The following is a 22,155-nucleotide window of genomic DNA, read 5'->3' on the forward strand; positions in this document are numbered from 1 at the left end:
ATTTCGAATTTACATAACTTGACTTTTCTAGTTTATTTTGATTGAAACTTCCCCTAGAATATTTCTAGATGAGTTTCCGATTTTCAAGATATACGTTCCTTTTTCCACAACCCATTTTTTTGTCGATACTTGGTAATAGGCCAATTCCTTAACGGGAATGCTTATTATGGCATTTTGGGTTGCACCGCTTTTTATAAAGACTTTTTTGAATCCTTTCAATTCTTTGGCAGCCTTCTCAATAGATGATCCTGGGTGCGAAACATAAACTTGGGCAACTTCTTTCCCGTCGCGGTCCCCGATGTTTTTGATCGTAAAATGTATTTGGATGTCCTCATCCTCTGAATAAGATTCCTTGTTGGTCGAAATATTGGAAAACATGAAATCAGTATAGGAAAGACCAAAACCAAAGGGGTATAATGGTTCAATATTTTTAGTATCGAACCAACGGTAGCCTACCATTATCCCTTCTTCATAGGTAACCGACTCATCACCTGGAAAACTATTTGTGGCATGAGCAGGGGAATCTTCGATTCTTTTGGGCATGGTCCAAGGTAATTTACCGGAAGGATTTACTTTACCTAAAATAACATCGGCTAAAGCATTGCCTCCTTCAGAGCCATTGAACCAACTCCAGATAAGTGATGATGATTTCTCTTTGATTGTATTAAGGTCAAAAGGGGCACCACCTATCATTACCACGATAGTATTAGGATTAACCGCCAGTACTTTTTGTATTAATTCTTCCTGTCCAAAAGGAAGGGAAAGGTCTTTACGGTCAGAGGCTTCCGTTTCATAATCTCGGTTGGATCCCGCAAAGATAATGGCCAAATCCGACTTTTTAGCTGCTTCCAATGCTTCCTTAAGTTTCTCTGGATCCAATTCGGTAATGGTAGTTGGGGTGTTCAGTGTAACTTCTATCTTTTGGTCATTATCGTTCTTGGAATATCTTTCCAAATACCCTTCGGCATAATTTATCTTGATATTTTCAGGTAGTCTATTTTTGAGTCCGTCTAATGGGGTTACTTCACGTTTTGTTTTAACTCCGGCACCATAACCGCCCAAGGCATTCTTTTTAGTAGCATTATTGCCTATTACGGCAATTGAATTGATTCCTTCTAATTGCAAGGGCAATAAGTTTTTTTCGTTCTTTAACAATACAATGGATTCTTCGGCAATGTCGTAGGCATCTTTGTAGTGCTCTTCCGTGGCCAAACTTCCTTCTGTTCTATCGGTGCCGTCTATGGCCTTAACTTGGAAAAGGACCCTTAAGATTCTTCGAATATGTTTGTCTATTTCTTCTTCGGAAATTTCCCCGTCCTTTACCGCTGCAATTAACTTATCTGCCAAGAAAAACTCATTGGCCGGTTTACGGGTTCCCATTTCAATATCTAAACCGTTAACTAACGTTTTTACGGTGGAATGAACGGCGGACCAATCGGAAATCACGATTCCTTTAAAACCCCATTCATCCCTTAGGATTTTATTCTGCATATAATCGTTCTCGCAAAGAAAATCCCCACGGAACTTGTTATAGGCTCCCATTACGCTATAGGCATTGGCTTCTTGAACAGAGGCCTTAAATGCAGGGAGGTAAATTTCACGTAAAGTGCGTTCATCGGTATTCACATCGACAAAATCGCGGTTGGTTTCTTGGTTGTTTACCGCAAAGTGCTTTACACAGGCCATAACATCATTATCCTGTATACCTACAATAAAAGGAACAGCTAGCTTTTTATTTAAAAAAGGGTCTTCGGTAAAATATTCATAGGTGCGCCCTCCTAGTGGTGTTCGGATAATGTTGATCGCTGGTGAAAGTAGTACGTCTTTGTCTCTGGCCCGGGCTTCTTGCCCAACACTGTTCCCGAATTTGTAAGACAGTTCAGGATTCCAAGTTGCGGCAACACTGCCTGCTGCAGGATAATAGGTGGCGAAGTCATTGTCCCAGCCTGCAGGTGCCCAGCTATCTTTTGATATTTCTTCGCGAATGCCCAAGGGGCCATCTGTCATATTCATTTTTGGGATACCCAAACGCTCTACACCCTCTGTGGCGAATTTGCTGCTCCCATGCAGCATTCCCGCCTTTTCTTCCAAAGTCATTTCGGCAATGAGAGCGTCAATTTTCGTTTCGTTGTCCAAGGAGATTTCTTTGCTTGGGAATAGTGTTTTTTCGGTTTTTACATCCTTGGTTAGCTTTGTTGCATCTTTACATGAAGTGTTACATAATATTAGTGTTGCCAGTGAAAAAACGATCAAATTTACTCTCATTGTTTAAATATTGTTAGTGTTGATAATTGCTTTGATTATAATTTAAGGCTTTGTGCCGTTCCATCATACTCGATGGTATTACCTTCAGTGTTATTTATAAAAGATTTTGGATGGTCTTTATCCACAGTGACAAATATAAATTTTCGTTGCTTTAGCATACCGTCAAATGTTCCTTGTCTTTTTCCTATGGATAGTGTTCCTTTATTCTCGTTGTATCTAAATTCGATTTTTGAATATTTACCTTTTTCATAATTATAATTGACACCTTCGTCCTCATATAAAGTAAATTTACCATCCTTGCCTTTATAAACGTAAATGATCAACGTGTCAGCAGGTTTTTCATCGGTGTACTGAATTTCCGGACCTACAGGAATAATGGATCCTGAGCTTATATACAACGGAATACGATCATATGGGGCATCTACATTCAGGGTTTGGCCTCCGCGTATGGCCTCACCAGTATAAAGATCATACCAGTCTGAACCTAGAGGGAAATAAATATCGCGATTACGGGCTTCATATTCATAAACAGGGCTTACCATAATCGATGGGCCAAATAAAAATTGGTCACTTATATGCTCTACTTTTTTGTCCAAAGGAAAATCCATTACCAAAGGCCTTATTATGGTATAATCATTAAAATGGGTCATTCCTGCCAAAGTGTAGATGTAGGGCATTAGCCTGTATCTTAAATTGGTATAATACAACATGGATTCGTATGCTGGGTGACCTTCTGGGGCAATATGCCATGGTTCCCGAAAAGGGAATTGACCGTGCGACCTATACAACGGGGCAAAGGCCCCAAATTGGTTCCAACGTGTATTCAATTCGCGCCATTCTTTATAATCTGCATTTTCCTTGCCATTTTCATCATATTGTTTTTGGGCGCTTACGTAGCGGTCTTCAACACAGAAACCACCAATGTCCATGGTCCAATACGGGATACCACTGACAGCAAAATTAAGACCTGCGGATATCTGGGCTTTCATATCTTCCCAACGCGTACCTATATCTCCGCTCCAGGTAGCTGTGGAATAACGTTGTAAGCCTGCAAATCCCGATCTGGTCAATAAAAGGACCCTTTTATTGGGAGCTACATTGCGCTGACCCTTATATATTGCTTCGGCATTCATGAGGGCATATGTATTGAAATACTCCGTAGAAGGTCCTAAGGCTGTTGGTCCGCACAGTGCTTTTCGGTATTCCATATCGGTGCAATCACGAACGTTGGGTTCACTGGCATCCATCCACCAAGCATCTATGCCCAAGGGGTAATAATGCTCATAAATCTGTTCCCAGAACAATTTTCTGGCCCCAGGGGCATAGGGGTCATAAAACGACCCTATATAACCAGGGCCCACCCAATCCCGAATACTATCTTTTATGGCTAGTTGGTACATCCAGCCCTTTTTATCGAATTCTTTGAAATGCTCGGTATTTTGATAGAATTTAGGCCAAACGGAAATCATCATCTTTGCGTTCATGGCATGAATGGAATCAACCATTTTTTTAGGATCGGGGAATCTGTTTTTGTCGAACTCATGACTGCCCCATTGGTCTTCTTCCCAGTGGTTCCAGTCTAGAACTATATTGTCAATTGGAATTTTTCTATCTCTAAAACCTTTAAGGGCTCCCAAAATTTCATCTTGGGTGTTGTAACGTTCCCGACTTTGCCAGTATCCCATGGCCCATTTGGGCATTATCTGTGATTTTCCGGTTAGTGTGCGGTAACCTTTGATTACTTCGTCCATAGAATTTCCATGTACGAAATAATAGTCCAATTTTTTATCCATTTCGCTCCACCAAACCTGATTGTTCTTTTCATTGGGGGGTTGTGGTTTTCTAACCCGCAATCCACAATACGATGTTCCCCCGTCAGGTTTCCATTCGATTCGGATCGGCACTCGTTTGCCGGCATCCATATTGAATGAAAATTTATAGCTATTCGGGTTCCATGCGGTGCGCCATCGTTCCGGTACTACCAATTCATTGTTGAGATATACCTTGGTATATCCGGCATAGTATAAAATGAATTTAAATTCTCCGGTTTCCGGAGCCTCAATTTCACCCTCATAAGTTATATGGGCATTTTTTAACGGGAAATCTTGGGGCAAATTTTTAATGCTTTTTATATCCTCAAAGAAAATGGAAGGCTCTTTACGCACCAAAGTTTGTGTGTTATTATCGCTGGAGGTATATGTCCCCGTTAAATAATCGGGCTCACCATTTTTATCATATAATTTGAAAATGGCACCTAACTGTTGATAAGGTCGGCTGTCTCCAAATCTACTTAGAGAATAACTGTCCCATAATAAACCATAATTTTTGTTTGAAACGATAAAGGGGACCGAAACCTTAGTGTTGTATTGATATAATTCCTCACTTTTCCCTTTGTAATTAAACTCATCTGATTGATGTTGCCCTAAACCATAGAAAGACTCATTCTCTGGTGAGTCAAAAATTTGACGAGTTGTAAATCCTTTTGTTCCTTCAACCTCTATGGGAATGAATGTTTTTCCACCACCAGCTTTTTCCGATAGAATGAGATTCCCATCTTTATCCTTGAATTTTATACCACCATTTATTTTTGAAATCAGAACATTCAATATTTTGGTGGCCAAAAGTATGGAGTCCCCTTGCTCATCAACGGTAAAAGGCACTGGTGAATTTTTCGGGACAATGATTAAACTGGAATCCTTGGGGAATTCTTTTTCAGGCGAGGCGGATACATGAATCAATTCTTCACCTAGAACACTGACAAGTAGTTTTTTTGTTTCCGTATCATCATTTTGGTCAAATTCCAGAACTATGCCATTTGCGGTTTTTTCATACTGTTTTGGAGAACATGATACGAACAGTAATACAACAAGAAGTGCTTGGTAGATTGTAGTTCTCTTCATAGTATTGGTTGGTTTATGGTTCATTCAGAATATTCCGTGGAGCAATTTTCCGCGCGATAAAAGTGAAATATACTTGGTGTAAATTTACTCATTAATCGGCTCTATTCATGGGTATTTAGGTAGAATGTTGAAATAGTGTTCATTGGTTTTAGGAACAGGTCTTATGAAAATTAGACCCATGCAAGAGATGTTGAAACCATAATATGGTAATGGCCAATTAGGAGGAATGTATGAAAACGGTGATATCGTATTTTTTGCCTTTTAAGGGCAGTGAAGTTGAAATAATTATGTTGAACAAAAAAAACCTCAATAAAATATTCCCATGAACGGGAATATTTTATTGAGGTTGTCCGATTTTTATAATCTAATGTTACTACTTAAAAAACATTGTAAATATCTCCTGAGAAAAATAAGTCATCGGTTTTTTTGAAGTTCGAATCCTTTTTCACCTGTGCGGTAAGGGCATCTTCCCTTTCTTCCAAAGTAACGTCATCAAAAGCCCTTATGATACCTGTAACCAAAGGGTATTCCATACGTACCAACATTTGATGTAACGTTGGGTCTTGTTCCTTGGCATCGTGTACCAGTAAATCAGCTTCGGATATTCCGTTTTCACCAATGGTCACAACCTCTAATTTCAAACCGTTAAGAACAAGTCCTTTATCCCGGTCTTTTCCGAAAATCATGGGTTGGCCATGTTCTACAAATAGGGTTCGGTCGGCGCGAATCGCCTTATCGGTATATTTAGCATATGCCCCATCATTGAATATTGGGCAATTCTGAAGTACTTCAATCAGGGAGGTACCTTTGAACTTTTCGGCATCGATAAAAATCTGGGTCATTTCTTTAGGGGTGTTCCCGGATATTCTTCCGAAAAATCGAGCTTGTGCCCCTAAGGCCAGTTCCCCAGCGGAAAACGGGGGTTGTGTGTTTCCGTAAGGTGATGATTTCGTTTTTTGACCCACTAATGAGGTCGGGGAGAATTGTCCTTTTGTAAGTCCGTAAATCTCATTGTTGAACAAAACGATGTTTAGGTCAATATTCCTTCTTAATACATGTATGAAATGGTTGCCGCCAATGGCCATGGAATCCCCATCACCTGTAATGACCCAAACGCTTAATTCGGGATTGGTCAATTTTACACCTGTTGCAATGGCCGGGGCCCTACCATGAATACTATGCATGCCATAAGTATCCATATAATAAGGGAAACGGGAAGAACACCCAATTCCTGAAATAAATACGACATCTTCTTTTTTTACCCCCATTTCAGGAAGTGCCTTCTGCATGGATCGTAAAATGACGTAGTCATCACAACCAGGGCACCATCTTACTTCCTGATCACTTGCAAAATCTTTATATGTATATTCTTTTACTGCTGTTTCCATATTTATTTCACTAAAGATTTAAACTTTTCTACCAATTCATTATTTGCGAATGGTAGGCCTTGTATTTTGTTGAATTGTAGGAAGTCGAATTCACTGCAATTGATTTTCAATACATTTACGAATTGTCCGCTGTTGAGTTCGCAGACGATTATTTTCTTGAATTTTTTTAAGACCTCATTGGTGTTTTTCGGTAAGGGGTTAATATAGTTGAAATGAGCGAGTCCGATAGTGTTATACCCGTCTTCGTTCAATTCCTTCACAGCGGAATGTAAACTACCGTAGGTTCCTCCCCAGCCTACAACCAGAAGATCGCCTTCATCAGTAAATTCCGTTGTAATATCCGGAATATAGTTTTGTACCCTTTTCACCTTTTCGGCTCGTATTTTTGTCATGTATTCGTGGTTCTCTGGAACGTAAGATACGTTGCCCGAAACACGGTCTTTTTCCAATCCTCCGACCCTGTGCTCCAATCCTGATGTGCCGGGAATGGCCCAATTTCTTGCCAAACTTTCTTCATCACGGTCATATGGATGCCAATTTTCACTGGCCTCTTTGATAAGGTTGTTGTTTATTTCCGGCATATTGGTAACGGATTGTATTTTCCATGGGGCCGATCCATTGGCAATATAACCATCGGTCAAGAGTAGAACCGGTGTCATATGTTCCAAGGTAAGTTTAGCTGCTTCATAGGCATACTCGAAACAGTTGGCCGGGGTACTTGCCGCAATAACTATAATCGGGCTCTCTCCGTTTCTTCCGTACATGGCCTGTAATAAGTCCGACTGTTCCGTTTTTGTCGGTAGACCTGTAGAAGGTCCACCACGTTGTACATCTACTATGACCAAAGGCAATTCTATCATCATGGCGAGTCCTAAGGCCTCAGCCTTTAGGGCCAATCCGGGACCAGAAGTAGTTGTTATGGCCAAATCACCGGCAAAAGAAGCTCCAATTGCAGAGCTTATGCCCGCAATTTCGTCTTCGGCCTGTAAGGTCTTTACCCCAAAGTGTTTGTGTTTTACCAATTCGTGTAAAATGTCTGATGCGGGCGTAATGGGATATGAACCCAAGAACAATTCCAGTCCGGATTTTTCCGCAGCCGCTAAAAATCCCCATGCAGTGGCTTTGTTTCCCATAATGATCCTATAGGTGCCAGGCCTCATTTTGGCAGGGGCTATGGTATATGCGTTTGGAATCAATTCCAAAGTTTCGGCAAAATAGAAGCCTGCATTCAAGACCTTGGTATTGGCCTCAATGAGCTGAGGTTTCTTTTTAAATTTTGTATTAAAGAAGTCTATAGTATGTTCCCTAGATCTACCGTACATCCAATAAACCATTCCCAAGGCGAACATATTCTTGCTACGGGTAATGGCTTTATTGTCCAGTCCATCCACTTCCTTCAAGGCCTCTTTTGTCAATGAAGACATGGCAACTTCAATTACCCTATAGTTTGCCAGACTGCCATCTTCTAGAGGATTGTTTTCGTAAAGGGCCTTCTCCAAGTTTTTTTTCGTGAAGGAATCCGTATCCACAATAACCGTATGACCCGGTTTTAAGGCATGTAGATTTGTTTTAAGGCCTGCAGGGTTCATAGCAACGAGTAAATCTACATTGTCGCCAGGGGTGTTGACCTCAACACTGCCAATATGTACCTGAAAACCTGAAACGCCGTATAAGCTACCTTGAGGGGCCCTGATTTCAGCAGGATAATTCGGAAATGTAGATACATCATTACCGAACATTGCGGAGGTATCTGAGAATTGGGTACCGGTCAACTGCATACCGTCTCCAGAATCACCAACAAAACGGATAACTACGGCTTCTAAAACTTTTTGCTTTTTCTTTTCTATAGCTGTAATCATAAGATTTTATTTTTCTAGGAAGAGTTCTATTATTTTTCGGTAAATTTAGGGACTAAAATTTAATTCACCTTAAGTTTCGAAATATGATATTTATCATTAAAATATGATGGTCTATATGATAACTTCGTTACCTAAATAAAATTAAGCAAAATGGCTATAATAATTACAGATGAATGCATTAATTGTGATGCTTGTATTTCTGAGTGTCCCAACAATGCGATTTATGAACCAGATCAAGAATGGAGCTATTCTGATGAAACTGAATTAAGTGGCACGGTAACAACCCCCGATGGTAGGGAGGTTGATGCTGATGAGGAAAACGAACCTATTTCAGATGAATTCTATTTTATCGTTGCCGACAAGTGTACCGAGTGTAAAGGATTTCATGATGAGCCGCAATGTGCTTCAGTTTGTCCTGTTGACTGTTGTGTTCCTGATGAGAACCATGTCGAGACAGAAGATGCCTTGCTAGCTAAAAAGGCTTGGCTACACGGGGAATAACAAATTCCTCTTCAAATGTTTTAAAACTGACAGGGGTATTTCAGTTATGAGGTGCCCCTGTCGGTTTATGTCTTAAATATCCGTTTTCATATTTTGGCAACCATTCTTCAAAGCCGAAAAACGGAGAGGTCTTTCATTATGTTATTATAAGGACCGTTATTTTTCTTCTTTATTCTTTTTTTTCTCTTGTTTTTTCTTTAGTTCCTTAAACCGTTAACCTGACAAATGTCATAGTCTGGCCGTTGAAGTCTTTTTAGCTTTATCCATATTTAAATCCGATACCTCGGCAATTCGCGACTTCTTTTATGCAGGGTTCTTTTCCCAAATTTGTTCAGGTATCTTAAAAACAAGCGATTATCATCATGGAAAAAAAATCCAAAAAGTTAATTTGTGACGCAAATGAAGCGGTTGCAAGAGTGGCGCATAAGACCAATGAGGTTTGTGCCATTTATCCCATCACTCCTGCGTCGCCAATGGGCGAGCATGTTGATGTGTATAGCTCTAAAGGACTGAAGAACATATGGGATAATGTTCCCAGGATTGTTGAAATGCAAAGTGAAGGGGGCGCCTCCGGGGCAGTACACGGCTCTTTGCAAGCAGGTGCTTTGACAACAACGTTCACGGCTTCCCAAGGGTTGCTGCTAATGATACCTAATATGTATAAAATGGCAGGGGAATTATTGCCCTCTGTAATTCATGTTGCGGCGAGAACCATTGCCACCCATGCATTGTCCATTTTCGGGGACCATTCAGATGTAATGGCCGCGAGGCAAACAGGATTTGCCATGTTGTTCGGGGGTTCGGTGCAAGAAGCCCAGGATATGGCCTTGATTTCACAAGTAGCTACTTTAAAATCAAGGATTCCTTTCATGAATATTTTTGATGGATTCAGGACTTCTCATGAGATTTCCAAAATCGATTCAATTTCTGATGAGACCATTAAGGCCATGATGCCGGAAGATGAAATAATGGCTCACAAAAAACGTTCGTTGGATCCAGATAATCCCGTATTAAGAGGTACGTCACAAAACCCTGATGTATTCTTCCAAGCAAGGGAAGCTGCCAACCTTTATTATGATAAAGTTCCTGGTATAGTCGAGAAAACAATGGATGAGTTTTACGAACATACTGGACGTAAATACAGCTTGTTCTATTATGTAGGCCATCCTGAAGCAGAAAAGGTTATTGTAATCATGGGTTCTGGTCAAGGCCCTGTCATGGAAGCTGTTGATACCATGGTTAAAAATGGTGAAAAAGTAGGTGCCATTATCGTACGTTTATTCAGACCATTCTCTATAAGTCATTTTGTTGATGCATTACCAGAAACCGTTACCAAAGTCGCTGTTTTAGATAGGACCAAAGAGCCAGGTAGTTTAGGTGAGCCACTTTACCAGGATGTTGTTACCGCATTTATGGAAAGTGAAAGGGAAATGCCACAGATTATAGGTGGCCGTTACGGCTTGTCTTCAAAAGAGTTTGATCCAGCAATGGTAAAATCTGTTTATGATGAGTTAGACAGAAAACAACCATTAAATCACTTTACGGTTGGTATCAATGATGATGTTTCTTTCAAAAGTCTTCCATTGGGTGGTAGATTGCAAACAGTTAAAAATACCTTTAACTGCATGTTCTACGGATTAGGTTCCGATGGTACGGTAGGCGCAAACAAAAACTCGATCAAGATTATCGGTGAAACAACGGATAATTATGTACAGGGATACTTTGTATATGACTCTAAAAAAGCCGGGGCACAGACCGTTTCGCATTTACGTTTTGGTCCTGAGCCCATTTATTCTTCATATTTAATCCACAAAGCCAACTTCATCGCTTGTCATCAATTTAACTTCATTGAAAAATATGACATTTTAAAGAGTGTTAAAAAAGGAGGAACCTTCCTTTTGAACTCTCCTTTCGATAAAGATGCCATTTGGGATGTTCTTCCTAAAAAAATGCAAGAGCAAATCGTTGAAAATGAATTGGATTTTTATGTAATCGATGCCACAAAAGTAGCACAAGAAGCCAATCTTGGTAAACGAACCAATACGGTCTTACAAACATGTTTCTTCGCTATTTCAGGTGTACTTCCAAAAGATGAGGCAATCGCCAAAATAAAAGAGGCCATTGTTAAATCTTACTCCAAGAAAGGAGATGCCGTGGTTCAGATGAACTTTAATGCAGTGGATAAATCATTGGAAAACCTTCAAAAGGTAGATTATCCTAAACAAATTACAAGTGATACCGAACTTAAACCAATGATGACCGGTGATGCCGATCCATTTGTGAAAGAAGTACTTGGGAAAATATTGGCAGGTAACGGAGATGAACTTCCTGTAAGTGCGTTCCCTGTTGATGGTACGTTCCCAACAGGAACAACCCAATTTGAAAAACGTGGTATTGCGATCAATGTTCCGGTTTGGGACGGCGAAGATATTTGTACACAATGTAATAAGTGTGTGGCCATTTGTCCACATGCCGCAATTCGCGCGAAGGTGGTTTCCAATGAAGAATTGGAAGGAGCCCCTTCAACTTTAAAATCCGTCCCTGCAAAAGGTAGGCCTTTCAATGGTGCAGAAGAATCTTATGTATTACAAGTATCCGCACAGGATTGTACAGGTTGTGATCTTTGTGTTGCTGTTTGTCCTGCTGTCAGTAAAGAAGATCCAGATTTCAAAGCCATCAATATGCATGAAAAACTTGCCGTTGAAGCTGTGGAAGATCCAAATTGGGATTTCTTTATCGACCTTCCCGATTATGATAGAACAGAATTGCAGTTGACCAATGTAAAAGGATCACAGTTCTTAGAACCTTTGTTCGAATTCTCGGGAGCCTGTTCAGGTTGTGGTGAAACACCATATATAAAATTATTGACCCAATTATATGGTGATAGTATTTTAATCGCCAACGCTACGGGTTGTTCTTCTATTTATGGAGGTAATTTACCAACTACACCATATAAAAAGAACAAGTTCGGTAGAGGACCGGCTTGGGCCAACTCATTGTTTGAGGATAACGCCGAATACGGTTTAGGTATGAAATTGGCATTATCTAAAAAACAAGAGATTTCCGCTGGTCTTTTAAAAGGTTTGGAAGCAGAGGTCGGTACCGAATTGGTAGATGCCATTTTGAACAATCCTGAAAAAACGGAAGCTGAAAAAGAAGAAAACTTTTTGAACCTTAAAAAGCTAAAAGAAAAGTTGGCAACTATCAATACACCTGAAGCGAAAAAGCTATCACAATTGACCGAATACCTACGTAAGAAGTCAGTTTGGATCCTAGGTGGTGATGGATGGGCCTATGATATAGGTTATGGTGGTGTAGACCATGTATTGGCATCTGGTGAAAATATCAATATAATGGTATTGGATACAGAAATCTATTCCAATACAGGTGGTCAAATGTCTAAATCCACACCATTAGGTGCAAGTGCTAAATTCGCTGTTGCTGGTAAACGTACAAGTAAGAAAAGCTTGGCCTTACAGGCTGTTTCCTATGAAAATGTATATGTTGCCCAAATAGCTATCGGGGCTAAGGATTTGCAAACACTGAAAGCCATTGAAGAAGCAGAAGCCTATGATGGTCCTTCATTGATCATTGCTTATTCCCATTGTGGTGACCATGGTTACAATCTAAGGGATGGGGCCATGCATCAGGAAAAAGCCGTTGAAACCGGTTACTGGCCATTATTTAGATTTGACCCTGCCAAACCAAAAGGCAAGAAATTTAGATTGGATTCCAAAGCACCATCTGCACCTTTAGAAGAGTTCATGTACATGGAAACCCGTTTCTCAAGAGTTGCTAAGGAAAATGCCGAACTAGGGGCTAAACTCCTTAAACAGGCACAGGAAGAAGTAGACTCTAGATGGGAGAAATTGGAGCTTTATAGAGGAATGTAATCCTAAATAGGAAGTGAAATTATCTGAAGATTGACTTTGTTTTTTGAAACCATACATTCTGGGTTGTAAAAGGTTCAGGATGTATGGAACAAAGTTCAAAAGTTTAACTATAAAAATCGTATCAATAATGGAAGAAAAAGCCAAAAAGCTGTACGAGGAAGCGGTACTTAAGCTTAAAGAAGCCAATTTTGAGTTGTGCAGACCAGAGGAAGATGTGGTCGCTCAATTGGTATGTAGCAATGCACAAAGTGCTATTTCAAACTATTTAAGGGGTTTTCTTCTTGAAAATGGGATTGAGTCAAGTTCAAAAGATTCAATAGATAGTCTTTATGAACAATGTAAGATAATCAATGATCATTTTTCAGAAGTACACTTGACAGGTTTTGAGTGCAATGCGCACAAAGACGAATCCAGATTCTGTAATGAAAGCACACGTTTTAGTAGATGCTTTGATATTGCCGATAGTTTGGATACCTTTTTAAGGCGCGAGAAAATCATAAGCTAGAACAGTTGTGTTATTAATATTGCTTTAATAATGTCTTGGCGCGTACAGTAGATACCCCCTAAATCCGATTACAATGGTAATCATGGATTTCTACTGAGCTCGACAGGACATTTTTATTTATTGGCAAGAAGTTATTTACTTCCAAGTTTTTTGTAAGAACTGCAAGAAATTTTTGTGCATTATGTTTTCAATATCCCTAGGAGAATACCCTCTTTTTTGAAGCATTTTAGGAATTTTTTGTAAGTCGGAAATAGTATCGATATCTGAAGGACATTGTTCCGTTCCAAAACCACCGTCCAAGTCAGTACCTATACCCACATGATCGGAGTTCCCGGCCAATTGGCAAATATGATCAATATGGTCTATTACAGTATGAAGGGTAACCCCAAGACCACCAGGCGATGACATACCCCTGATCCAATTAGATGCCAACATCCAAGCATCCATGGCCATCCCTATTACGGCATCTCTATTGATTAATTCCTTGATCTGTTCGTCTGAGAACTGTCTATTATGGTCCACCAAAGTACGGCAGTTGGTATGGCTGGCCCACATAGGTCCGTTATAAAACCTCATGGTTTCCCAAAAAGACGTGTCGTTGAGGTGGCTCATATCCAAAATTAGTCCTAAACGCTCTATTTCCCTTAAGAGTTCCTTTCCTTTGGGCCCCAATCCGCCTGTGCCATTCGTGCCTTGGGCATAAGTGCCAGGACCATAATGGGCGGGACCAATGGCTCGTAATCCCTGTTCATAGGATTTCTCCAAGTAGTCCATTGTTATGATTGAATCGGCACCTTCCAAACTTAAAATGTAACCAATAGGTTTCTTTTCTTGGGAAGTGCTCCAAAGCTCCAAATGGGCATTTAATTGCTCATAATTAAGAATTTGAACCATTTCCCCTAAATCTTCCATGGTGTTATACCATGCCAATTGTCCTTGGGTCTGTGCCCATGCCTGTTGTGGGGATTTCCAACCAGGAAGCGGATTGGTTTTTTTCGTGAAACGGGCAATTTGGGTAGCAACACAAAGTCCTATATTCCCTTTTCGCATAGCTCGTAACGAAACTGTGTTTTTATTACGGTCCGGTTTATCGGACATTCCTATTTCACCCGTGCGTATAGATTCTACAGACCATGTTAAGTCCCTGTTCCATTCCATGGCATTCATAGCGAGATCTAAATGGGCATCGAATATGAACATACTAGATAGTTAATTTTTGGTTTCTTGCAACGACCTTCCAAGAGCCGCTTATTTTGTGGTCCTCAACAGTGGAAACACTTTGGTATTTTGCCACCGTAGGGCAAATATGCATGGGAATAGCGTAAAAGACATCTCCTATTTTGTGTTTATTACCATCATTACACTTTACTACCAAATGCTCTTCGCTCTGGGCTATTTGTGGACAATCTTCCAATCCTAAGATTTTCAACCTAGGGAAAGACATTTCGGGAGCAATCGATTTATGTCCCAAGTCAAAACAAAGTAAGTCGGATCCAGGCTTACTGATGATTCTGGTTATCAATACAGAAGATGTAAGAAAATACATATCTTTTAATATAGTACTATAACGTTCATCCCATAATAATGTTGTGCCGGGCGATGTTTCGATATTTGCCCTTTTGCTATGTATAGGAAAAGTGGGGCTTCCCCCAATGACCATTTTAATAGGTCCTAAGCCTTTATTTTCCAGTTTCATCCTTAATATTGATACAGGTTCGAAAGCTAGATCACATGCTATTTTTCGTTCATCGAAATCAGATTGGTAAATATGGCCGTCATAGGCGTGTAGTCCTCTTGCGTTTATATAGGTGCTGCCGACCATTCTTTCATAAAGGGTTTCAGCCATGGGTCCGGCAGGTATACCCGTGCGATGCATACCGTTGTCAATATCTACCCAAAGATCAATTGTGGTGTTCTTTGATTTTGCCGTTACAATGAATGCATCCAAGGTATTTGCATTATCAACCAATGTCGAGAATTTCGAATTTGGATAGGTCTCCATCAAGCTAAAAAAACGTGAAATGTTCGGCCCTACCGGTTGCATGGCCAAAAGTATATCCTGTACCCCGCAGTCGGCTAATAATTCGGCCTCGGCAATGGTTGCGCATTTAAATTTATAAATACCCAGTTTCATTTGCATTTGGATTATTTCGGCCATTTTATGGGTTTTGATATGAGGTCGAAGAAATTCCGTGCCACCCGCTATTTTCAGCATGAGCTGAATATTCTTTTTTATCCTATCCGGATATACCAATAGTGACGGGGAAATCACCTTGGTAGTATCATTTATTTCATACCATTTTAAACGTTGCATAAATCACTGATGAATTTCGAACATTGCTTCAATCTCTACGGGAATATTTCCGGGAAGCATCATTCCCACTGCGCTGCGTACACCAACACCTTTGTCATTACCGAAAACGTCTGCCATAAGTTCGCTAAAACCATTGATGACTAGGGGGTGTTGTTTAAATTCCGGCGTTGAATTTACCATTCCCAAAACTTTGACTACCCGTTTTATCTTGTCAACAGAACCGAAATGTGTAATAATCGTGGAAAGCATGGTAAGGCCAACCTGTTCTGCGGCCAATTTACCTTGACCCAAATTCAGGTCATCACCTACACGGCCGGTCATCAGGGAACCATCCATTTGCATAGGACCTTGACCAGAAACGTAGAGAAAATTGTCAACTACTAATACGGGCTTGTATAAACCCGCTGGTGGTGGGGCGGGTGGAAGTTGTAATTCTAAAGCCTTTATTCTTTCCGAAGGTAAATTATCCATATGATTGTTTTTAAATGAATATATTCAATATCAATACTCCTACAAGCCCCATAATACCGACTGTGGTTTCCATAACTGTCCAAGTGCGTAAAGTGTCTTTAACCGATAGGTTAAAATATTCTTTGTACAACCAAAATCCCCCATCATTGACATGGGACAACATTAAACTACCCGAGCCTATTGCCAATACCATTAATTCCGGGTTAACACCGGAAGATGATAAAAGAGGCATTGCAATGCCTGCAGCCGTTAAACCTGCTACCGTGGCAGAACCTACACAGACACGTATGACCGTTGCTATCAACCATGCCAAGATCAATGGTGAAATAGTAGAGCCTTTCATTAAGTTTCCTATATAATCACTTACGCCGCTATCTATTAATACCTCTTTTAATCCGCCTGCACCTGCAATGATCAATAATACCATGGTAATACCTGCAATTGCATGGGAAACGGAATCCATAACTTCTTTCATGGTTCTTCCTCGATTCAAACCGAGGGTGAAAATTGCCAGTAGAACTGAAAGAAGCATGGCAAAAACGGGATTGCCAATAATTGAAGTAATTTGTAGTAAAATGCTTTTTTCGGGTAATATCAGGTTTGCCAGTGCTGCGATTCCTATTAAAATGACAGGGAATAAGGCAGTTATAATGCTAGTTGCCGTACTGGGCATTTCTTCATCGGAAAGTACTTTTGTATTTACGAATTCCTGTAACGGCGTAGCTTTTATATTTTTTATGGTTCTCGAAAATAAGGGGCCTGCTATTATGATTGCTGGTACGGCTACAATTAAACCGTATAATAATGTTTTACCTATATCCGCATTGAACATTACCGCGATTCCTGTTGGTGCGGGATGCGGTGGTAAATAGCCATGTGTAACCGATAATGAAGCCAACATGGGAAGTCCTACATAAATTAAGGGTAGGCCGGTGGTTGCCGCTACCGTAAACACCAGTGGAATGAGAATCACGAAACCTACCGTGTAAAACATGGGAATACCTACAATGAACCCTGTGAGAACTACGGCCCATTGAATGTTTTTTTTACCGAACTTGTCTACCAACTGGGTTGTAATACGTTGTGCGGCACCGCTGTCGGCCACCAATTTTCCTAGCATGGCTCCAAACCCGAGAATCATGATCAAACTTCCTAAGGTCTTGCCTATTCCCTTTTGAATTGCATCTAACACCAAAAGAAATTCCATTCCTTCGGCTACTCCGACTACAAGGGAAACAATGACAAATGAAATAAAGGCATTGAGTTTAAATTGGGCAATAAGTAAAAAGAGAAGTAGTATTCCGATAATTACAATGAATAAAGGCATAAAGGGTCATTTTAGGAAAAGATAACCTTTAAATATACTCTTTTTGTAAAAAAAAGGGGCTAATGAAAGCCCCCTTTTTTCTATTCCTTTTCTGGGGATAAATATTTGTAAACCATACCGGCAAGTAGTGCTCCAACAATTGGGGCGACCCAGAACAACCATAGTTGACCTAAGGCCCAGTCCCCAACGAAAAGGGCTTGGCTTGTACTTCTGGCAGGGTTTACCGACGTATTCGTAACGGGAATACTAATAAGGTGTATCAAGGTTAAGCATAGACCAATGGCCAAACCGGCCAAATACTTTGGTGCCTTGGAATGGGTTGCCCCCAAAATGACGAAAAGGAAAATGAATGTCATTACTATTTCGGTCACCAAAGCTGCCATTAGGCTATAGCCTCCAGGAGAGTGCTCCGCATATCCATTGGCAGCGAATCCGCCAAGTTCAAAACCGGGTTGTCCCGAAGCGATCGTGTAAAGAATACCTGCACCAGCGATTCCGCCCATAACTTGGGCAACGATGTATGGGACAAGTTCCTTTCCGTTAAAACGACCTCCCATCCATAATCCGATTGATACGGCCGGATTCAGATGACAGCCCGAAATATGTCCTATGGCATAAGCCATGGTAACCACTGTTAAACCAAAGGCAAGTGCCACGCCGACAAACCCGATTCCCAATTCAGGGAAACCTGCTGCCAAAACAGCGCTTCCACAACCACCAAGTACCAGCCATAAGGTGCCGATAAATTCTGCTACTAATTTTTTCATTTTCAATGTTTTAGTTAATGATAAATAATGTTAGTGATGCCTAAGGTATGAAAAATTAAAGTGTGTTTTACTTTCTAAGTATAAGGGCCTTTTTTAGCGATTCTCCCTTTGGTTTCTACAAGAAATAACAGGTTTTGATTATATTGTAGCTTGTTTTTACCTGTAGGGCCAGGTACGCTATATGGCGATGAAAGATTTGTAAGCGGCCATATTTGGATATTTTTTTCATAACGATGGGGTGGGAAAAAGACGACCCTACCATAAGCGATCGTTTAAGGATAGCCCAACGCGGTTTCTATAAAAACAGTTATGGACCAACAAAATGCAGATGGAAAGTCTTGAATTGGCAAAAAAACAATATGCCGAACTGCAAGTTCAGCTACGAAAATTCTTGGATGACGATGTTCCTAGGATTGAAAAGGTATTGGTCAATGCCGGGCCCCCACCTTTTATGTAGTGATAATTAGTGTAAATGAACGGGTATGGTCATAATATTTTTAATATATACCGTGATAATGCCCGTTAAGACAAGAACGACCAAAAAAAGTTGAATTATGGAAAAAAGACAGTTTTTAAAACGTTTTGGACAAGCGGCAATTGTAACCCCGTTTTTGCCAATGCAATTACATGCGTTACCCACGGTTTGCAATAGACCTTATCCTGTGGATGATGAAGGGTTTTGGAAACGTATCCGAAAAGATTATGCCTTAAAACCGGATTATATAAATCTTGAGAACGGTTACTATAATTTCATTCCCCGGCCAATTCTATCAAAATATGTAGAACATTTGAAAATGGTGAATTATGAAGGGTCGTATTATATGCGAACGGTTCAATGGGATAATAAGAAAAACGTTGCTGCCAGACTGGCAAAAATGGTTGGGGTTAAGACAGAAGAATTAATAATAACAAGAAATGCAACGGAATCTTTGGATATGGTAATAGGAGGATTTCCTTGGAAAAAAGGGGATGAGGCACTTTTTGCAGTACAGGATTATGGGTCGATGCAGGATCATTTCAATCTAATTTCAAAACGTTATGGTATCGTCAATAAAGTGGTCTCTGTTCCCAATTACCCTGAGAATGATGAGGAATTGGTGAAATTGTACGAAGATCAGATCACTTCAAAAACCAAATTGTTGATGGTGAGTCATATGATCAATATCACAGGGCATATATTACCCATTCGAAAAATCTGTGATATGGCCCATAAATATGGGGTTGAGGTGCTGGTTGATGGAGCTCACTGTATCGGTCATTTTGAGGTAAATATTTCAGAATTGCATTGTGATTATTATGGGTCAAGTCTTCATAAATGGTTGAGTGCGCCATTAGGGACCGGGTTACTTTATGTGGCCGAAAAGAAAATTCCCAAAATTTGGCCCTTATTGGCCGATTATGGTAAAGACGAATCCAAAATACAACGTCTGAACCATACAGGAACACATCCTGTACATTCAGATTTGGCCATTAATGATGCTATTGACTATCTTGAGATAATCGGTATTCAACGAAAAGAGAAAAGAATGAGGCATTTGCAAAGATATTGGAGTGATCAATTGCGAGGAGTCAAAAATATTGTAATTAATACACCAAAAGAAGAACATAGGTCTTGCGGAATAGCAAATGTGGGTATAAGTCATATTAGGCCAGCTGATTTGGCCAAGATTCTGTTAGATGAATTCCAAATTTTTACCGTGGCCATTGATCATGCCAATGTGCAAGGCTGTAGGATAACACCAAATATCTATACGACCATAGTGGAGTTGGATAAGTTTGTCGAGGCCATGAAAACTTTGGCTCTCAGGACGTGAACTTTTTATTTATCGGTCTTCTTGTTCGAATATTTGCGCACTTAATACAAGGTTAAATAAAAACAAAAAAAATGGTTTTATAAAAACCTACCTCTTTCGTTATCTTTGTTAAGATGAAAGAGAAGAAGCCAGACCTAAGTGCGATTATTTTTGCGATAGTCATTATTTTAATGATTGTACCACAAACACGAATGCCTATCCAGGAGGGTTTAAGTAAGATTCGTATGGTATTGTTCTCTCCTTCTAAAATGGATGAAGAAGAACAAATACAATTAGAGCCCTTTACCTACCGATTGACCGCTTTAGATGGGACTCCTGTGAATGTTGAAATCGGTAATGGCAATGTAACTTTTCTAAGTTATTGGGCTACTTGGTGTCCTCCTTGTAGGGCAGAACTTCCTAGTATACAAGAATTGTACAATGATTATGGTGATAAGATGGATTTTGTACTCATTACCCATGAAGATCCCGAAGTAATTCAAACATTTTTGGACAAAAAGCAATATAATCTTCCCGTTGTTCTGCCTCAAATGGAAACTCCCGCCCCACTTTTTGAGCGAACCATTCCAACCAATTATATAATCGATAAAAAAGGGAAGGTTGTAATTAAAGAACAAGGAGCAACGGAGTGGTACAGTGATAAGGTGCGTAAAACTTTAGATGTTCTTGTAGAAGAATAAAAAGCAGTACGATGAATTTTTTATCGAAATATTAAATAGGTCTTCATTATTTTTTATTTTAGTTAAACGCTTCAAAGGTTATGGGTTTTCATCCATGGGAAATTTTTGACCTAGCTAAAGGCATCCCCCATATTATAATAAGAACAAGGTATTGTTAGGGAATATTCCCAACTTATAGACTTGAAATTGAAAAGAATCCTGTGATTTGTCAAGAACAGGATGTTTTTTGTGTTTACTAGGTAAACAATGGTTTACATATGTCGTTTGACCTAAAAAAAATAATAACATCTAACTCTATGAAAGACTACGTAACATCGCTCCTAGGTTTAGGGTTGATAGCATTCCTAAGCACTTCGTTCTCCCCAAAAAAGAATGTATTTGAATCATATGGCAATTTGACGCAAAACATGGTATTCAATACCGATGGTCTTTATTTTGCCGAGTTCTATGATTACATCTTTAGGGGCCATTTTGAGAATATTGAAATGAAACGGGAAGATACCGATTTTCTTATGATTTTTGAGCAATATCTAAGAGCATATGGACGGCAATGTGATGACTATTTACCAGCAAATAAGGTGAAGATCATGGATGAGGTTTGCGCTAGGAAAGAGGAGAGTTTTAATATGTATGGAGATCTTCTAAGTAGTGTTTGTGTTGAATATACTTGGGTGCCATCCGGTCTATATGCCAAGCCCGATCTTTATAATGCTAAAATGGAGGTTGATAGAATTCAGAGGTCTATGGGCTTACAAACCGTTATGTCTATGATAATGGACCCAAATGCCATGGGGAATTCAGTTGATATGATACATAAAGCCAATGGTCTAAAAAATGATATGGCGCGTATGTTCACCTTGAATCCAGGAAATAGTGCGGGAATAAAGCGGTTTGAGGAAAACCTGAAATTATTCGCATTGCAAAAACCAGGGATTCGTATGCAAGAAAGTAGCAAGTTCGCGGTTATGAAAAAATCCGGCGGCCCCACCGGAGCTCAGAATCTTGGCGCATTGATCAATGACCTTATAGTAAATCAAGCGAAGACATGGGCCTTTAATAAATATGTGCCTAGTAGTGTCTCTGGTGTTCGTATAGAATCGACCGATAACCAGGGAAGGCCAAAGTCCGTTAGGGCAAATTACAGTTTTAAAGGATTTGCCAACAGTTCTAATGGTTGGGTACAGATAACCTTTGTTGATGGGTTGCCCGAATGTATGTATTTTTTTGACTTTCCGTCTAATTGCAAGACACCTAATAGTAGTATTGTAGCCTCTTATGCTCAGGGAGATTACAAAAAATAATCATCCCTGGTATTCGAGGGTCTAACGTTATTCCGGGAATTTATAAACTATTTATTCCGATTAAATGCACATACCTTCGTTAAGGTGTTTTAGGGGTTCGTTGCGTTCATCGAGCATTTTTTACACTTCATCCGTGTTTTTGTCAGTTACCGAAAAATAAGGGGTTTTGA

At 39.9% G+C, this 22,155-nt stretch carries 16 protein-coding genes; 7 read left to right on the forward strand and 9 right to left on the reverse strand.

Annotated elements, in window-relative coordinates; genetic code table 11:
• Positions 1 to 27: 27 nt before the first annotated feature.
• The 4 genes from R3X28_RS04000 to R3X28_RS04015 form a co-directional block, all read right to left on the reverse strand.
• Complete coding sequence (locus R3X28_RS04000) at positions 28 to 2,265, reverse strand: beta-glucosidase family protein (RefSeq protein ID WP_317662573.1); 2,238 nt, start codon at positions 2,263 to 2,265, stop codon at positions 28 to 30.
• 35 nt (positions 2,266 to 2,300) lie between these two features.
• Complete coding sequence (locus R3X28_RS04005; protein WP_317662575.1) at positions 2,301 to 5,165, reverse strand: TIM-barrel domain-containing protein; 2,865 nt, start codon at positions 5,163 to 5,165, stop codon at positions 2,301 to 2,303.
• Between the two features lie 377 nt (positions 5,166 to 5,542).
• Positions 5,543 to 6,553, reverse strand: a complete 1,011-nt coding sequence (locus R3X28_RS04010; RefSeq protein WP_154363017.1) for a 2-oxoacid:ferredoxin oxidoreductase subunit beta — start codon at positions 6,551 to 6,553, stop codon at positions 5,543 to 5,545.
• A gap of 2 nt (positions 6,554 to 6,555) precedes the next feature.
• Positions 6,556 to 8,412 (reverse strand): 2-oxoacid:acceptor oxidoreductase subunit alpha, encoded by a 1,857-nt coding sequence (locus tag R3X28_RS04015; protein WP_154363015.1) that lies wholly within the window; start codon positions 8,410 to 8,412, stop codon positions 6,556 to 6,558.
• Between the two features lie 150 nt (positions 8,413 to 8,562).
• Here R3X28_RS04015 and R3X28_RS04020 point away from each other — a divergent pair, with 150 nt between their 5' ends.
• The 3 genes from R3X28_RS04020 to R3X28_RS04030 all read left to right on the forward strand — a co-directional run bounded on the left by R3X28_RS04020 (position 8,563) and on the right by R3X28_RS04030 (position 13,311).
• Positions 8,563 to 8,913: a 4Fe-4S dicluster domain-containing protein gene (locus R3X28_RS04020; protein ID WP_154363013.1), complete on the forward strand. Its 351-nt coding sequence runs from the start codon at positions 8,563 to 8,565 to the stop codon at positions 8,911 to 8,913.
• 362 nt (positions 8,914 to 9,275) lie between these two features.
• On the forward strand, positions 9,276 to 12,806 hold the full coding sequence (gene nifJ, locus R3X28_RS04025) for a pyruvate:ferredoxin (flavodoxin) oxidoreductase (protein WP_154363011.1): 3,531 nt from the start codon (positions 9,276 to 9,278) through the stop codon (positions 12,804 to 12,806).
• A gap of 127 nt (positions 12,807 to 12,933) precedes the next feature.
• Positions 12,934 to 13,311 carry a HEPN domain-containing protein gene (locus R3X28_RS04030; protein ID WP_154363009.1) on the forward strand — a complete coding sequence of 126 codons (378 nt, stop codon included), beginning with the start codon at positions 12,934 to 12,936 and terminating at the stop codon, positions 13,309 to 13,311.
• 135 nt (positions 13,312 to 13,446) lie between these two features.
• On the opposite strand, the gene R3X28_RS04035 is transcribed toward R3X28_RS04030, so the two are convergent.
• From R3X28_RS04035 to aqpZ, 5 genes are all read right to left on the reverse strand, one after another.
• Positions 13,447 to 14,511 carry a dipeptidase gene (locus R3X28_RS04035; RefSeq protein ID WP_317662587.1) on the reverse strand — a complete coding sequence of 355 codons (1,065 nt, stop codon included), beginning with the start codon at positions 14,509 to 14,511 and terminating at the stop codon, positions 13,447 to 13,449.
• A 1-nt stretch (position 14,512) separates the two neighbouring features.
• Complete coding sequence (locus tag R3X28_RS04040) at positions 14,513 to 15,625, reverse strand: D-TA family PLP-dependent enzyme (protein ID WP_317662589.1); 1,113 nt, start codon at positions 15,623 to 15,625, stop codon at positions 14,513 to 14,515.
• A gap of 3 nt (positions 15,626 to 15,628) precedes the next feature.
• Complete coding sequence (locus tag R3X28_RS04045) at positions 15,629 to 16,096, reverse strand: RidA family protein (RefSeq protein ID WP_317662591.1); 468 nt, start codon at positions 16,094 to 16,096, stop codon at positions 15,629 to 15,631.
• Between the two features lie 10 nt (positions 16,097 to 16,106).
• Entirely contained in the window at positions 16,107 to 17,423 is a 1,317-nt protein-coding gene (locus tag R3X28_RS04050; protein ID WP_317662593.1) for a gluconate:H+ symporter, read from the reverse strand.
• A gap of 80 nt (positions 17,424 to 17,503) precedes the next feature.
• Positions 17,504 to 18,196, reverse strand: a complete 693-nt coding sequence (aqpZ, locus tag R3X28_RS04055) for an aquaporin Z (protein WP_411556589.1) — start codon at positions 18,194 to 18,196, stop codon at positions 17,504 to 17,506.
• 322 nt (positions 18,197 to 18,518) lie between these two features.
• Here aqpZ and R3X28_RS04060 point away from each other — a divergent pair, with 322 nt between their 5' ends.
• From R3X28_RS04060 to R3X28_RS04075, 4 genes are all read left to right on the forward strand, one after another.
• Positions 18,519 to 18,647, forward strand: coding sequence for a hypothetical protein (locus tag R3X28_RS04060; protein WP_282053594.1), 129 nt, complete (start codon positions 18,519 to 18,521; stop codon positions 18,645 to 18,647).
• A 97-nt stretch (positions 18,648 to 18,744) separates the two neighbouring features.
• Positions 18,745 to 20,004: an aminotransferase class V-fold PLP-dependent enzyme gene (locus R3X28_RS04065; RefSeq protein ID WP_282053593.1), complete on the forward strand. Its 1,260-nt coding sequence runs from the start codon at positions 18,745 to 18,747 to the stop codon at positions 20,002 to 20,004.
• A gap of 113 nt (positions 20,005 to 20,117) precedes the next feature.
• The gene (locus R3X28_RS04070) at positions 20,118 to 20,684 is read left to right on the forward strand and encodes a TlpA disulfide reductase family protein (RefSeq protein ID WP_317662598.1); all 567 of its coding nucleotides are present in this window, start codon (positions 20,118 to 20,120) and stop codon (positions 20,682 to 20,684) included.
• Positions 20,685 to 20,980: 296 nt separating this feature from the next.
• Positions 20,981 to 21,985, forward strand: coding sequence for a hypothetical protein (locus R3X28_RS04075; RefSeq protein ID WP_317662600.1), 1,005 nt, complete (start codon positions 20,981 to 20,983; stop codon positions 21,983 to 21,985).
• Positions 21,986 to 22,155 lie beyond the last annotated feature (170 nt).

It is taken from the genome of Maribacter sp. TH_r10 (genome assembly GCF_033101095.1).
GTDB classification, from domain to species: domain Bacteria; phylum Bacteroidota; class Bacteroidia; order Flavobacteriales; family Flavobacteriaceae; genus Maribacter_A; species Maribacter_A luteus.